Genomic DNA, 13,773 nt, shown 5'->3' with positions numbered 1-13,773 from the left:
GATTTTTTATTACCCCCCCCCCCGGGGCCGGCGCCGGCCGACGGATCGAACTGGTGGGTGGACTCGCGGGGGCGCGAGACGACCGGAAGGCGCCGGCCGGGGATGGCGCGGCGCCGTGTCCGGCTCCTTGGAGGCAGCCCTCGTCGGGCCTGGGACGTCAGGAGGTCAGGGTGTCAGGAGATCGGGGCCGTCAGGAGATCGGGGCGTCATGCGTCAGGACAGGAAGATGCCGCCGTCCTGGACGGTGACCGCGACCGGGGCGAGCGGGCTGGTCGCGGGGCCGGCGACGGGCGCGCCGGTCGACGCGTTGAACTTGCTGCCGTGGCAGGCGCAGTTGATCGTGCCGTCGGCGACACCGCTGACCAGGCAGCCCTGGTGGGTGCAGACGGCGCTGAACGCGTGGACCGTGCCGCTGTCGTCGCGGGTCAGCACGACCTTCTTGTCGGGCACGACCAGGCCGCCGCCGGCGGGCACCTCGGAGTCGCTGGCGAGGCTGTCTTCGGCCGGGCCCGTCCCGCCGGCGCCGCCCGGGTCCGCGCTGGTGGCGGGAGCCGGGGGCGCGGTCGAGCTGTCCGGCGTGTCGTCGTCGTCGGAGGAGCCGCAGGCGGCCACGAGGTAGCCGGAGGCGCCGATGGCGACGGCGACCAGTGGCAGTGTCGCGCGCCGGCTGAGGGTCGCCGTTCTCACCGGGGAATCGTCCGGTTCGGCCAGCGATGTGGTGTCCCGGGTCACGTCAGACCGCGTCATGTCAGACCTTTCTGGAGGTGGAGGTTCCCACGGATCTGACAGTAGGCCGAGGATCAGCCGGTGCGCGGCCCAACGAACCGGGATCTGTTAAAGAAATGGTGAGGATTTTTCGGGCACCCGGTCTCGGCCATGACCAGTCCGGAGAAGCGGAATACATTACCCAACGAGTGGACGGCCGAATGGTGTCCAATTCCTGACAGGCCGCGGCGCGTACCGGGCCGGATCGTTCAGGAGAGGGCCACCAGCGCGCCGATGGCGAACGCGGCGGCGAACAGCCAGACCAGCGTCGGCACCGTCCGCAGCCACCGGGCCGGCTGGCGTCGGGCCGCTGGCGCCGCCGGCTGATGGGGCACCGGCTGGTGGGGCACCGGCGGCGCCGGGGACCACGAGCCGCCAGGCGCCGCTGGCGCGGGCGTCGGCTGGTGCGCGGGGGCCGGCGCCTGGGCGGCGGGCCGGGCCGGGCGCGGGGTGCCGCCGGTGTTCGGCGCGAGCCTGGTCTCGAGCTCGCCGAGATCGGGCTCGGCCGGCGCGGGCGCGGGCGGGGCCGCCGGGACCAGCGCGCTCACCGTCAGCTCCGGGCCGTCCGCGCCGCCGAGCCGCAGCCGGGTCTCGCTGGCGCCGATCCGCGCCACGGCGACCCGCTGGCCGTCCTGCCACATGCCGTTCGTGCTGAGGTCACGGGCGAGCCAGCCATCGGGCGCGGGCTCGAGCGAGACGTGCTGACGCGACACCCGGGGGTGCTGGATGACGACGTCCGCGTCCCGGCCCCGGCCGACCACGGCCGGACGGTCGCCGGGCAGCGTGAGCTGCTTGTCCGAGGTGCTGACGCGAAGCGCGACGGGTGGCACGCTGATCCCCTCTTCTGCCGGGCTCGCGGTGGACCTGAACCGGCTGGTCAGGCCCGCGGGAGTCGCCAGCGCGGGCCAGGTGGCTTGGTCTGGGTCGCGGCTCAGGCCGCGAAGACGGCGTTGTCGCGGACGGTCACGTTCACCGGCTCCAGCGGGCTGCCGGCGGGTCCGGCGACGGGCGCGCCGGTCGCCACGTCGAACTTGCTGCCGTGGCAGGGACAGTTGATCGTGCCGTCGGCGACCTCGGAGACGTTGCAGCCCTGGTGGGTGCAGACGGCCGAGAAGCCCTTCACGTCCCCGGCGGCGCTCTTCGTCAGCACGATGCCGTTGGACAGCACCACGCCGCCGCCGGCGGGCACCTCGTCGAGCGTCGCCAGCTGGGTGCCGCCACCGCCGGCGGCGTCGGCGCCGCCCGGCGAGTTCGCGTTCGCGCCGGGACCGGTTCCCGCCTCGTCGTGGCCCTTGCCCACGACGAAGCCGGCGGCCGCGCCGGCGACCACGATCACCGCCGGGACGGCCCGCCGGGTGAGCGCCCCGGGCTGGGCCTGCGTGCCGACGTCCTGCGTCATCTGTCTTCCTTCGGGGCGAGACCGGACATGGGGCCTGACCGTCGAGCGGTGGGGCTGTCGGACGGGGCGTCGGACGCGGCGGGGCCGTCGGCCCTGACGTCAGACATGGCCGTGACGTCAGACATGAGGAATGCCCGACTGGGTGAAGAACCACAGGGAGGCCGTCAGCCACAGCACGACCAGCGTGGTGAACACCAGGCCACCGAGCACCGGCAACGCCCAGCCGGGCAGGTTCTTCACCCGCAGGCCGAGCATCTTGGCCGCGTACGCGCCGTAGAACACGCAGCCGGCGAGGCTGTGCACGAGGACGCGCGTCTCGGCGGTCTGGAAGCCGAGCGCCCACAGGCAGTGGAAGGCGACCGGGAGGGAGATGACGAACGCCGCCGCCCCGCTCCACCGGTGGACGATCGCGACCCCCGGCCCGGCGGAACCGGCCCCCGGCAGGCGCCCCCACATCCACAGCGCGGTGAGCAGCTGGATGATCACGAACACTATGACCGCGGTCGTCAGCCACGCCTTCATGGGCAGCGGCGAGGAGAAACCGAGGGTGTAGATCGGGCGGCGCGCCGGCTCGTGCGCCTGGCCGTAGACCCCGAGCGCGACCGCGACGGCGGCGCCGACGAGCAGCGCGCCCGCCAGCCCGGTCGCGCCGGACGCGAGGGCCCGTCGTGGCGGCGCGGCTGGTCCCGCCGCCGGCCCTGGCATCGACATGCGTTCTCCGTCCCGGCCCGGACGGCGGCGCGCCTGTGCGCGCCTCCGTCCAGGCCTCCCGTCCGGTGGGGATACGTCGCGCGCGTGGCCGCGTGGCGCATCCCCACCACCCGCTTCAGCCTGATCCGTCCGCTACGGCGGAAACATCGGGAGAAACCCTGGTTCCAGAACCAGGCGGCGACACCTGGATTCGTTCGGGCGGATTCGCGGGGCTGGCGGTCATGCTGGCGGCCTCGGGCGCGCTGGCAAAGCCATTGACGCTGGCGCGACAGCACCCGGCGAACCGCCGTTCACGGACGGGCGGCTCCACGGGCGGGCGGCTCCACGGATGGCGCGCCGGGTCAAGGCTCCACGAGATCCGCGCCAGAAACCTGGTCAGGAACGCAGGACGGCTCCCACGGCGGCCCGGGACGGCACCCCGAGCTTGGCCAGCACCTTGGTCACGTGGCTTTCCACTGTCTTCTCACTGACGAACAGCTGCGCCGCGATCTGCTTGTTCGTCTGCCCGGCCGCGACCAGTTCGGCGATCTGGCGTTCCCGCGCGGACAGCCGAGCGGCCAGGGCCGCCCCCGCGCCGCTGGCCTGGACCGCGCGCAGCCCGCCGCCCAGGCCGCCGGCCGTGGCCTCGACCGCCCGCGACGACCCGGCGGGGCGCCCACCGCGGGCCACCTTCTCGCCGAGCTGGCGCAGCAGGCGGGCCGCCTCGTCCCCCGGACGGCTGGCGCCGGCGGCCCGCAGCCGGGCCTCGGCGCGCCGCAGCTCGCCGACCGCCGCCGGGGTGTCGCCGATCGCCGCCAGCGCCCTGCCGGCGAGCGTCAACGAGCGTCCCGACTCGATCGGCAGCCCGGCCCGCTCGGCCGCCGCCGCGGACTCGAGCGCCGCGGCCGCCGCCTCCTTGGCCGCCCCGCTGGCCAGCTCCACCGCGGCCCGGGCGCGCAGCGCCGACGCCCGCCGCCCCGGCAGGCCACCGCCAGCCCCCTCGGCCGTCCGCTCGGCGAGCTCGGCCCAGCGCCACGCCGCCGGCAGGCCCGCCGGGCCGCTCGCCGGCACCGGTTGCCGGGAAGCGGGACCGGCCGGCGCGCGCGGGGCCACCGGCCGGCGGGCCGGGCCGCCCCTGGGGCGGGCGCCCTCGGTCCTGGCCAGCTCCGCCCTGGTCAGCAGCTCGTACCAGTAGGGGCGGTAGGCCTCCTCGACGCGGGGCAGGCCCTCGCCGCCGGTGGCGGCCAGCAGTTCGTGGATGGCGCGGTCGGGCTGGCCGGCCTCCACCAGGGCCTCGGCGTAGTGGGAGCCGGCGAGGACCGAGACGGTGTCGGTCTCTGGCCGGGCCACCGCGACCGCGTGCGCGCCGACGCGCAGCGCCTCACTCAGGTCGCCGGTGAGGGTCAGCGTCCAGCAGCGCAGCGCCAGTGCCCAGGACAGGAACGGCAGGTGCGGCGCGAGCAGGCACGACTCGACGGCGGCCTCGGCGAGCCGCGCCGCCTCGGGCACCCGGCCACGCCAGCCGGCGAGGGTCGCCTGCCCCACCACGACCATCGCGATCGTGGGGCCGCGCCCGCGCCTGCGGGCGAGCGCGTCGACGCGGTTGAGGTGGCGGGCCGCCTCGGTGAACCGTTCCAGGTAGACCTCGGTCCAGCCGAGCCAGGCCAGCATCGGCAGGTGCGGCAGCACCTGGTCGTCGGTCAGCAGGTCGTAGCGCCGGGCGGCCTCGGTTACGCCCCGCAGCGCGCCGGCGACCCCGTCGGTCATGTACTCGGCGCCGGTCAGCAGGCCGCTGGAGACCGCGAGCAGGGCCGGGTCGCCGAGCCGCTCGGCCAGCGGGTGCGCCTCCCGCTGCCAGCGGCGCATCCCCTCGTACTCGCCGGTGTAGAAGTGGTCGATCACCAGCTGCAGCCGCAGCAGGCAGCCCGCGCGCGAGGCCGGGTCCGTCGTCGCCAGCGCGTCGAGCACCAGCGCCCTCGCCTCGCCGTGCCGGCCGAGGATGTGGTCGACGGAGGAGCGGAGCGCGATCACGTGCGCGCGCTGTTCCGGTAGCGAGGGCGGGATCAGGCCGAGGATGTCGTTGAGCACGTCGTGGGCCCGTTCCGGCTGGTAGCTGGCGTCCAGCGCGCTCGCCAGCCGGGACAGCAGGCCGATGCGGCGCAGCAGGAGGAGGCCCGCCTGGTCCGTGTCCGTCGAATGGTCGCCGCCGGCGCGAGGCCTCGTCGCCGTCGCCCTGCCCGTCGTCGCCCCGCCCGTCGTCGCGTCGCCCACTGTCGCGTCGCCCACTGTCGCGCCGGCCGGGGCCGGGCGGGCCGGAGCCGCGGGGGCGGCGGGCAGCAGCCGCAGCGCGGCGTCGTACCAGCGGGCGGCGGTCGCCGGGGCCCGCATCCGGCTGGCGTCGGCCGCCTCGGTCAGCAGGGCGATCGCCTGCTCGTCGCCGGGAGGGGCGGACCGTTCGACGTGGTGCGCCCGGGCGATGGCGGCGGCGCCGCGCGCGGCCAGCGCCTCGGCGGCCCTGGCGTGCGCGCCGAGGCGCCAGCCGGGGCCGGCGGAGACGTACACCGCGTGGCGCACGATCGGGTGCCGGAAGGCGAAGCGGCGGGGCAGCTCGGTGGGCCGCACCACGTCGGCGCCGACCAGGACGTCGACGGCGTCCAGCGGCGAGAGGTCAGCGCCGCCGGTCCCCCGGCCGGAGGCGGCGGCCCCGGTGGCGGGCGTCGCCGCCGTGGGCAGGCCGGCGGCGGCCGCGGCGAGCTCCGGGTCGAACGCGTCGCCGGCGACGGCCGCGCCCTGCGCGAACAGCCGGACCAGGACGGGCAGGGCCGCGATCTCGGCGCCCACGGCGGCGGCGACGGCGGGCGGGACGTCGTCGTCGGCGAAGCCGCCCAGCAGGTCGTCCTCCACCCCGCCGCCCAGCAGGTTCGCGCCGCTGCCCATGCCGCTGCCCATGCCGCCGCCCACGCCCCCGGGCACGGCGGCCGGGCGCGCCACGGACGACGGGAGCGAGCTGGTACGGGCGAGCTGCTCCAGATAGAACGGGTTGCCGCCGCTCTGGCGGTACCAGCGGGCCCTGGCCGCCGGATCGCCGCCTTGCCCGAGCAGTGCGTCCGCGTCGGCGGGGGAGAGCGCGCCGAGGCGGATCCGGGGCACGGTGGCCGCCGAGGTCGCTCCCGGGCCGGCGGAGCCCGGCGCTCCCGGTGAGTCGGCGGAGCCGGGGGTTCCTCCCGGATCGACGGCGCCGGTTCGGGAGTTCTGCTGAGAGGCCTGCTGGGCGGTCCGGGTCGGGATGGCGTCGCCCGCCGCTTCCAACGCGGCGGTGAGCGCGATCGGCGCCTGCCGTGGCCGGTAGGCCAAAACGAGCAGCACGTCGGCGGAGGGCGGGCGGCGCAGCAGGTGCGCTATGAGCTCGATCGATGCCGTGTCGGCCCAGTGCAGGTCGTCCAGGACCAGCACCACGGGGCGCTCGGCCGCGAGCAGTTCCAGTAGCCAGCGCACGGCCCGGTAGGCCTGCCAACGATCCAGCTCCGAGGTGTCGGTCCTGGTGCGGCCGAGTGGGTGCAGCGCGGGGAAGACGGTCGCGAGCTCGTCAAGGCGGGCGTTGCCGAGTGTGCGCAACTTGTCCGGATCGACCGAGCCCAGGTAGTCGTCGAGCGCGTCGACGACGACGTTGAACGGGATGTCTCGTTCCAGCTCGCTGCCTTGCCCTCGCAGCACCAGGTGGCCACGCTGGTCAGCCAGGTCGCCAAGTTCGTCGATGAGCCGGCTTTTGCCGATGCCGGCCTCTCCGCTGATCTCCAGCCAGTGGAACCGCGGCCGACGGGTGGATCCGGTCGTGGCGCGGTTCTCGACCCTGGTACTGGACGTGGTACGTTGGCTACGGAGCGAGAGTGCCGTAGTGGACAGTTGGTCCACCGCCGCGCGGATCGCGGCCATCTCGCGCTCCCGCCCGACCAAGGACGCTCGATGCGCCACCGTTCCCCCCACCGCCGCAGTCCACCGCAGTCCGCCGTGGGTCTCGGGTCATCGTGCCCTCATGGCGGTTCGATCGCTTGGTGCGGCAATTCTGCTGGAGGGTAAGTGTGCTCCTCTAGGGGGGTCACGGAGGAGACATCCCGGAATCGACTGGGGATCTCCCCGATATATCGGCCGGCCGGTGACCGGCGACGCTCCTCGTATGGCGACGTTCGTCCTGTGTCACCGGCATGACGCGACCGAATGCCGTTTCGTGTTCGCGGCCTGGCACGGGTTCGACAGCCCCCTGCGTCGCGGCCGCGCGCTCGCGACCTGTGCCGCCGGCGGGGATGAGCACCTCATGTTCTGGACGGTCGAGGCGGCCGACTCACCGGCCGCGCTCGCGTTCCTTCCCGCCTATGTGGCCCGCCGGACCGAGGCGGTGCGGGTGACGGAGGTCTTCGTTCCCTGACGGTTCCCTGGCGCCCTCGTTCCCTGGCGCCCGCGCGTCGCGGAGGCCGGCGCGACCGGTGCCCGGCTCGTCGGCCAGCGGCCGGGGCACGCCCGGTGCCGGCGGCCGGCCGCCGCCGTCCACCGATGGTCGCCGTGATCTCGATGGCCGACGCGCTCGGGTCTCGTACTTCCGGTTGATCACAAGGGGGCGCCGGCTCCCGTAACGTGCGGATCCGTGGAGGCCGGATACAGCGGGGACGAGCCGGGTTCGCGGCATCCTCCGGCGCGGGTCTGGCGCGACTGGGCGCTGGTCGGCGTGCTGGTGCCGGCGGCGGTGCTGGAGGTGCTGCTACGGGCGGATCTTCCCTGGCGACCGGTCGCGCTGGCCATCGGCGTCGGGCTGGTGCCCACGTTGCTGTGGCGCAGGACCCGGCCCCTGCTGATGGTCGCGATCGCGTTCGGGACGGGGATCGTCGCCTCGCTGGCCACGCCCGGCGAGTCGCCCCAGCCACACGTGACGGTGTACTTCCTGCTGCTTCCCTACGCGCTGGCTCGCTGGGGGGAGGGCCGGGCCGTTCCCGCCGGCCTCGCGATCGTGGCCGCCGCCGTCGTCGTCTCCGCGTTCGCGGACCAGGTGCCCGCCGGCGACGGCGCCGGCGGATTCGCCGTCCTGGTCGCCACCGTCGCGGTGGGCGCCGCGTTCCGGTTCCGCGCCCGGGCCCGGGCGCGCGAGCTGGAACAGGTCAAGCTGGTCGAGCGGGAACGGCTGGCCCGCGACCTGCACGACACCGTCGCCCATCACGTGTCGGCCATCGCCATCCGCGCCCAGGCCGGCCTGGTGACCGCCCCCACCCGGCCGGACGCCGCGGTCGAGGCCCTGCGGGTGATCGAGACCGAGGCGCGCCGCACCCTCGCCGAGATGCGCGCCATGGTGCGCGTGCTACGCCAGCCGGACGGCGCCGACGGGCAGCCGGCTCGCCCCGGCCGCGGGCCGTCCGGCGAGCCGCCGGGCCGTACACCGGGGCCGCGGGACGCGGCGTCCGACCAGCCGCCGGCCCCGCTGCCCGAGGATCTCGCCCCGAGCCCGGGGATCGCCGACGTGGAGCGGCTCGCGGACGACGACCGCGCCGGCCCACCCGTCGAGGTACGCGTCGCCGGCGAGCTGGGGCGGGTCGCGCCGCCGGTGGCCGCCGCGATCTACCGGCTCGCGCAGGAGTCGGTCACCAACGCCCGCCGGCACGCCCGGGGCGCCACCCGGATCGAGGTGGACGTCACCGCCGACGAGACCGCCGTCCGGCTGCGCGTGCGCGACGACGGCCACGCCGGCGCCGCCCAGCCCGCGCCGGCCGGTGGGTACGGCCTGCTCGGCATGCGGGAGCGTGCCCACCTGCTGGGCGGCACCTTCGAGGCCGGCCCCGTCCAGGACTCGGGCAGAGGCTGGGCGGTGACCGCGGTGCTGCCGCGGACCGGGCCCGGAGCGCCGGCATGAGCGCACCGCCCGACGGCGGCGACCGGACCGGCGGTGGCAACCAGGGTGGCGGTGGCGACCGGAACAGCGGTGGCGACGGGAGCGGGGGTGGCGACCGGAGCATCCGGGTGCTGGTCGCCGACGACCAGGAGATCGTCCGCACGGGGTTGCGCATGATCCTCGACGCCCAGCCCGGCATCGAGGTCGTGGGCGAGGCCGCCGACGGGCGTCGCGCCGTCGAGCTCGCGCACCGGCTGCGACCGGACGTCTGCCTGTTCGACATCCGCATGCCCGGCCTGGACGGCATCGAGGCGACCCGGCGGCTCGCCGGCCCGGCCGTCGCCAACCCGCTCGCCGTGGTCGTCATCACCACCTTCGACCTCGACGAGTACGTCTATGCCGCGCTGCGCGCCGGTGCTCGCGGCTTCCTGCTCAAGGACGCCGGGCCGGAGCTGCTCGCGCAGGCGATGCGCGCCGCCGCCGGCGGCGACGCCCTCATCGCCCCGGCCGTCACGGCGCGCCTGCTGTCCGCCTTCGCCGACGCGGGCCCGGCGATGCCGCCGCGCCAGCCGGTGGAGCCGCTCACCGACCGGGAGGAGGAGGTCCTGGCGGCGGTGGCCCGCGGCCGGACCAACAACGAGATCGCCGCCGATCTGTACATCACGCTGAGCACGGTCAAGACGCACGTCGCCAGCCTGATGGCCAAACTGGGGGCCCGAAACCGCGTCGAGATCGCCATCTGGTCCTACGAGACCGGCCGTGCCCGCCCCCGGTCAGGCCGTCCCGGTCCCCTTCACCGACGCGACGGACGCTGACGCCCAGCCGAAGGCGGTGGGCGCGGTGGACGCCGGCGATCGGCCCATGTCCCGCCGGCTCTCCCGGAGCCGGGTGTCACTCGGCCGAAAGTATGGTCCGGCGGCCGGCCGATCGGTCGGGCAGTTCCAGCCGTTTCCCCGATGAGCCCCGGCGGCGTGACCGCGATCATCGGGCCATGACCCAGATCGACGCGGCGGTGCTGACCGACACGACGGCCGGGCGGGCGGCCGTGGTTCCCGGCGGGCGCGGCCGGCCGGGCCGGGCACCGACCGGCTGGCGCAGGTGGCGGGTACAGGTGGGGCTGATCGCGCTCACCTTCGTCCCGGCGGTCGCCGGCGCGTTCCGGCTGACCGAACTGGCCGGCGACCCGCCCGTCACCGCGGACAACGAACGGTTCGTCGCGTCACCCGCCCCCGTGGTGCTGCACATCGTCGGGGCCACCGTGTTCTGCCTCCTCGGCGCCTTCCAGTTCGATCCCGTCCTGCGCCGGCGCCGGCCCCGCTGGCACCGCGCGGCCGGGCGTGTCCTGATTCCCTGCGGGATCGTCGCCGCGCTCAGCGGCCTGTGGATGACGGTGTTCTCCGACCTGCCGGCGCAGGACAACGCGGCTCTGAACGCGATCCGGCTGGTCGTGGGCACGGCGATGGCGGCGTCCCTGGTACTGGGGCTCGTCGCCGCCCGGCGGCGCGACTTCGCCGCCCACCGCGCCTGGGTGACCCGCGGCTACGCGCTCGGCCTCGGCGCCGGCACCCAGGCGTTCGTCATCGCGCCGTGGATGATGGTGACCGGAAATCCGACCGGGAACTTCCGTGCCGTCCTCATGCTCGCCGCGTGGTCGATCAACCTCGCCGTCGCCGAGTGGGCGCTGCGCCGAGGGCGCGCGTCCCGCCCGGCCGGTCAGGCCTCGAGGGCCTGGATCTCTCGGGTGGCCTGGCGCAGGCGCGCCGACAGCGAGCGGGCGATGGCACGGAACAAGGCGTCGCAGAGCGCCGGATCCTGGTGACGGAGCTTCTCGAAGGCCGGGACCGTCAGCACCGCGCACTCCGTCGGCTCCGCGACGACGACCCGCGAGGACCGGGTACCGCCGTCGATCAGGGCCAGCTCGCCGAACGCGCTGCCCGCCGGCACGGTGTTGAGCCGGAAGCGGCGGCCCCCGCCCGAGGTGACGACGTCGACGTTCACCAGGCCGCGGGTGACGAAGTACAGGGCGTCGGCCGGGTCCCCCTCCTGGAACACGATGTCGCCCTTGTCGTAGGCACGGGTCTCGGTCAGCGCCCGCAGGCGCGCGACCCGCTCCGCTCCCAGCTCGGCGAGCAGTTCCTGAGTGCCGAGCGGCACCTGGGCCGAGGGTGACAGGGTCTGCATGTCCCGCGTGCTGAGCAGCGCCTCCTCGGCCCACTCGAGCGCGATCTCGGCGTCGCGGACCCGTTCGGTGCTCCCGTCGGCCCGCAGCAGCTGGCCGACCCCCGCGAGCCCCTTCGGATCGGCGAAGATCGTCGTGACGCCGCGCTGCGCGAGCTCGTCGAGGAGCGCGCGCAGCAGCGACACCGCGGACTCGTCGAGCCGCCCGACGCGGCGCAGGTCGAGGATGACCCAGCGGACCCCGTCGAGGTGGGCCAGGACCGTGCGCGACAGCCGCTCCGCCGAGCCGAACGCCAGATCGCCCTGAAGCTCGTGGACGACGATGGCGGCGCCGTGCTCGCTCAGCGCCCGGCGTTCCCGGGGCGAGCGCACGCGCTTCGAGCTGACGGCGTCGGCCCGGTGGGTCGACCGGACCGGATGCGCCGGCAGGCCGGCCGTGCGCAGCAGGTGCAGGCCGAACCGCGTGGACAGCTCGTTGCACGCCAGCACGCCGCGCACGCTGTGGCCGGTGGCGTCGAGCGCCGGGCTGAAGGTGCCGATCCCGAGCTGCCCCGGCAGCACGGCGCAGATGCCGCCGGCGACGCCGCTCTTCGCCGGCACCCCGACCCGCAGCATCCACTCTCCGGCATGGTCGTACATCCCGCAGGTCGTCATGACCGTCAGCACCCGGCCGACCAGCTCGTCGGAAAGGACGCGGCGGCGGGTCAGCGGGTTCACCCCGCCGTTGGCGAGCGTCGCCGCCATCGTCGCCAGATCCTCACAGGTGACCATCACGGCGCACTGCCGGAAGTAGACGGAACAGATCTCGTCCACGTCGCCGCTCAAGGCCCCGGCATTGCGCATCAGGTAGGCGATGGCCCGGTTGCGGTCACCGGTCAGCTGCTCGGAACGGAAGACCTTCTCGTCGACCCGCAGCTCACGACCCGCGAACGCCGAGAGCCAGCCACGGATCCGCTCGAACCGGTCGGCCGCGGTCGCGCCGTCGACGAGGCTGGAGACCAAGAGCGCGCCGGCGTTGACCATGGGGTTGAGCGGCCGCCCGGTGTCCGGCTCGAGGGTGATCGCGTTGAACGCGTCACCGGTGGGCTCCACGCCCACCCTGCTCAGCACCTCGTCCATGCCGCGGTCGGCCAGGGCGAGCGCGTAGACGAACGGCTTGGAGACCGACTGGATGGTGAACTCCGTCGCGGCGGCGCCGGACGCGTAGCCGAACCCGTCCATCGTGGTGAGCGCGAGCCCGAAAAGGGTGGGATCGGCGCTCGCGAGCTCCGGAATGTAGCTCGCGACCTGGCCGTCCGTCGTCGGGCCGAACCGGGCGTGCAACTCGTCGAGGATCCGGCTGAGCGGCCCGTTCGGCGGGCCGATCGACATCGGCGCCGAGTCGAGCGCCCGGGTCAGTTCGACGCCGCCGCTCACGCCAGGTCCCCGGCCACCCGGCGCCCACCGGAACGCGCCGCCCGGCGCCCACCGGAACGCGCCGCCCGGCGCCCACCGGGACGCGCCGCCCGGCGCCCACCGGAGCGTGCGCCGTCGGGGCCGCGGTCCGCATGCCGGCCGCGCGGGTCTCCTGGCGCGTTCCGTCTGGTCATGTTCCGCGGTCGGCCTGCTCGGCGATCCCCTGCCACATGCACGACTATGCCCGCCGGCACCCCCATGGGGAGAGGCAAGCCATGATCATGCCGTTGGGGGGTGACCACGCCGCCCGGCGGCGACCTCGCGGGCGTCGCCGGGCCGCTCAGGGCTTCTGGCCCACGCCGGTGAGGACCTCGGCCGGCCGGCCTCCCTCGACCGGCTCGGACAGGGGCGGGGTCGGCAGGCCCGCCCCCTCGCGCAGGCCCGCCAGGAACTCCTTGATCGCCGAGGTGGAGTCGTGGCGCGGCGACCAGCCGAGCTCGGTTCGCGCCCTGGCGGTGTCCATGACGGGCATGCGCAGGACGGCGTCGAACAGCTCCGGGGACGCCGGCACCAGGTGCAGGTGCCAGGCGGCGGCGACCGCGGCGCGCGCGGCCCGCGCCGGGACGCGGACCACCCTGGCGCCGAGGATCTCCGCGAGCAGCATCGGGTCCACGACCGGGTCGGCGGCGAGGTTGAACGGGCCGCGGACGTCCGCCAGGACGGCGAGCCGGTAGGCGTCGGCCAGGTCGTCGGTGTGCACCGTCTGGAAGACCAGCCCCGGGATGTCCGGGAAGACCGGCACGGCGCCGCGCCGTACGAGCCCGTTCGGCAGGAGCGGCCCGGCGAACAGCCGGCGCTGCTCGCTGGCCGCCTCGCGCTTGAGGACGAATCCGGGCCGGAACCGGACGACGCGCAGGTAGGGATGGTCGCGTTCGAACGCGTCGAGGACGCGCTCCACGTAGGCCTTCTCCCGGGTGTAGGCGGCTCCCGGCCAGCCGTTCGTCGGCCAGTCCTCCGCGACGGGGCGATCCTTGGGGCCGGGTGAGTAGGCGCCGATCGACGAGGTGTGGATCAGAGCGGGCACGCCGGCCGCGGCGGCCGCCTCGAACACGCGGATGCTGCCCAGGACGTTCGTCCGCCACGTGACGACGGGGTCATGGCTCGGCTGGAACAACCAGGCCAGATGGATCACGGCGTCGGCCCCGCGCAGCGCGTCGGTGAGATCGTCCTCGGCCACGTCCGCGCGCACCCACTGGGTCTTCGGCGCCGTCCACTCGGGAGTCCTGCGGGCCACGCCCACGATCGAGCCGATCTCGGCGCGCTCGGCCAGGGACCGCACGACGCTGGTGCCGATGTTGCCGGTGGCGCCGACCACGACGACCTTCCGGGCGTCGGCCGCGACCTCGTTCGCCGCCGTCATGGGGTTCGCCGCGGTCATGAGCTCCTCCTCGCGGTCGGCATCGTGGGCCGTCGC

Annotated in this window: 11 protein-coding genes; 4 read left to right on the top strand and 7 right to left on the bottom strand. The window is 75.2% G+C overall.

All coding sequences use genetic code 11. The annotated features are described in order from the left end of the window. Positions 1-213: 213 nt before the first annotated feature. From I6A81_RS12805 to I6A81_RS44835, 5 genes are all read right to left on the bottom strand, one after another. A complete protein-coding gene (locus tag I6A81_RS12805; protein ID WP_307874631.1) occupies positions 214-687 on the bottom strand; it encodes a Rieske (2Fe-2S) protein in 474 nt (157 codons plus the stop codon). A gap of 287 nt (positions 688-974) precedes the next feature. Continuing rightward, the gene (locus I6A81_RS12800) at positions 975-1,595 is read right to left on the bottom strand and encodes an FHA domain-containing protein (RefSeq protein WP_203002395.1); all 621 of its coding nucleotides are present in this window, start codon (positions 1,593-1,595) and stop codon (positions 975-977) included. Between the two features lie 101 nt (positions 1,596-1,696). After that, positions 1,697-2,164, bottom strand: coding sequence for a Rieske (2Fe-2S) protein (locus I6A81_RS12795; protein WP_203002394.1), 468 nt, complete (start codon positions 2,162-2,164; stop codon positions 1,697-1,699). 117 nt (positions 2,165-2,281) lie between these two features. Further along, positions 2,282-2,875: a DUF6529 family protein gene (locus I6A81_RS12790; protein WP_203002393.1), complete on the bottom strand. Its 594-nt coding sequence runs from the start codon at positions 2,873-2,875 to the stop codon at positions 2,282-2,284. A gap of 375 nt (positions 2,876-3,250) precedes the next feature. Further along, on the bottom strand, positions 3,251-6,787 hold the full coding sequence (locus I6A81_RS44835) for a helix-turn-helix transcriptional regulator (RefSeq protein ID WP_203002392.1): 3,537 nt from the start codon (positions 6,785-6,787) through the stop codon (positions 3,251-3,253). A 241-nt stretch (positions 6,788-7,028) separates the two neighbouring features. Here I6A81_RS44835 and I6A81_RS12780 point away from each other — a divergent pair, with 241 nt between their 5' ends. The 4 genes from I6A81_RS12780 to I6A81_RS12765 all read left to right on the top strand — a co-directional run bounded on the left by I6A81_RS12780 (position 7,029) and on the right by I6A81_RS12765 (position 10,545). After that, the gene (locus tag I6A81_RS12780; protein WP_203002391.1) at positions 7,029-7,277 is read left to right on the top strand and encodes a hypothetical protein; all 249 of its coding nucleotides are present in this window, start codon (positions 7,029-7,031) and stop codon (positions 7,275-7,277) included. 216 nt (positions 7,278-7,493) lie between these two features. Continuing rightward, positions 7,494-8,747 (top strand): histidine kinase, encoded by a 1,254-nt coding sequence (locus tag I6A81_RS12775; RefSeq protein WP_203010186.1) that lies wholly within the window; start codon positions 7,494-7,496, stop codon positions 8,745-8,747. Between the two features lie 107 nt (positions 8,748-8,854). Beyond that, positions 8,855-9,541 (top strand): response regulator, encoded by a 687-nt coding sequence (locus I6A81_RS12770; protein ID WP_407661293.1) that lies wholly within the window; start codon positions 8,855-8,857, stop codon positions 9,539-9,541. Between the two features lie 176 nt (positions 9,542-9,717). Further along, positions 9,718-10,545 (top strand): DUF2306 domain-containing protein, encoded by an 828-nt coding sequence (locus I6A81_RS12765; RefSeq protein WP_203002388.1) that lies wholly within the window; start codon positions 9,718-9,720, stop codon positions 10,543-10,545. Here the strand turns inward: I6A81_RS12765 and glsA are convergent. Both glsA and I6A81_RS12755 read right to left on the bottom strand, forming a co-directional pair. Next, positions 10,440-12,320 (bottom strand): glutaminase A, encoded by a 1,881-nt coding sequence (gene glsA, locus I6A81_RS12760; RefSeq protein WP_307874630.1) that lies wholly within the window; start codon positions 12,318-12,320, stop codon positions 10,440-10,442. The genes I6A81_RS12765 and glsA overlap by 106 nt on opposite strands. A 319-nt stretch (positions 12,321-12,639) precedes the next feature. Further along, complete coding sequence (locus I6A81_RS12755; protein WP_238428846.1) at positions 12,640-13,719, bottom strand: NAD-dependent epimerase/dehydratase family protein; 1,080 nt, start codon at positions 13,717-13,719, stop codon at positions 12,640-12,642. Between the last annotated feature and the right edge of the window lie 54 nt (positions 13,720-13,773).

Origin of the sequence: Frankia nepalensis (genome assembly GCF_016786325.1) — a bacterium.
GTDB classification, from domain to species: Bacteria; Actinomycetota; Actinomycetes; order Frankiales; family Frankiaceae; genus Pseudofrankia; species Pseudofrankia nepalensis.
Note: the sequence above shows the minus strand (reverse complement) of the source record. Positions and strands in the feature narration are given on the sequence as shown.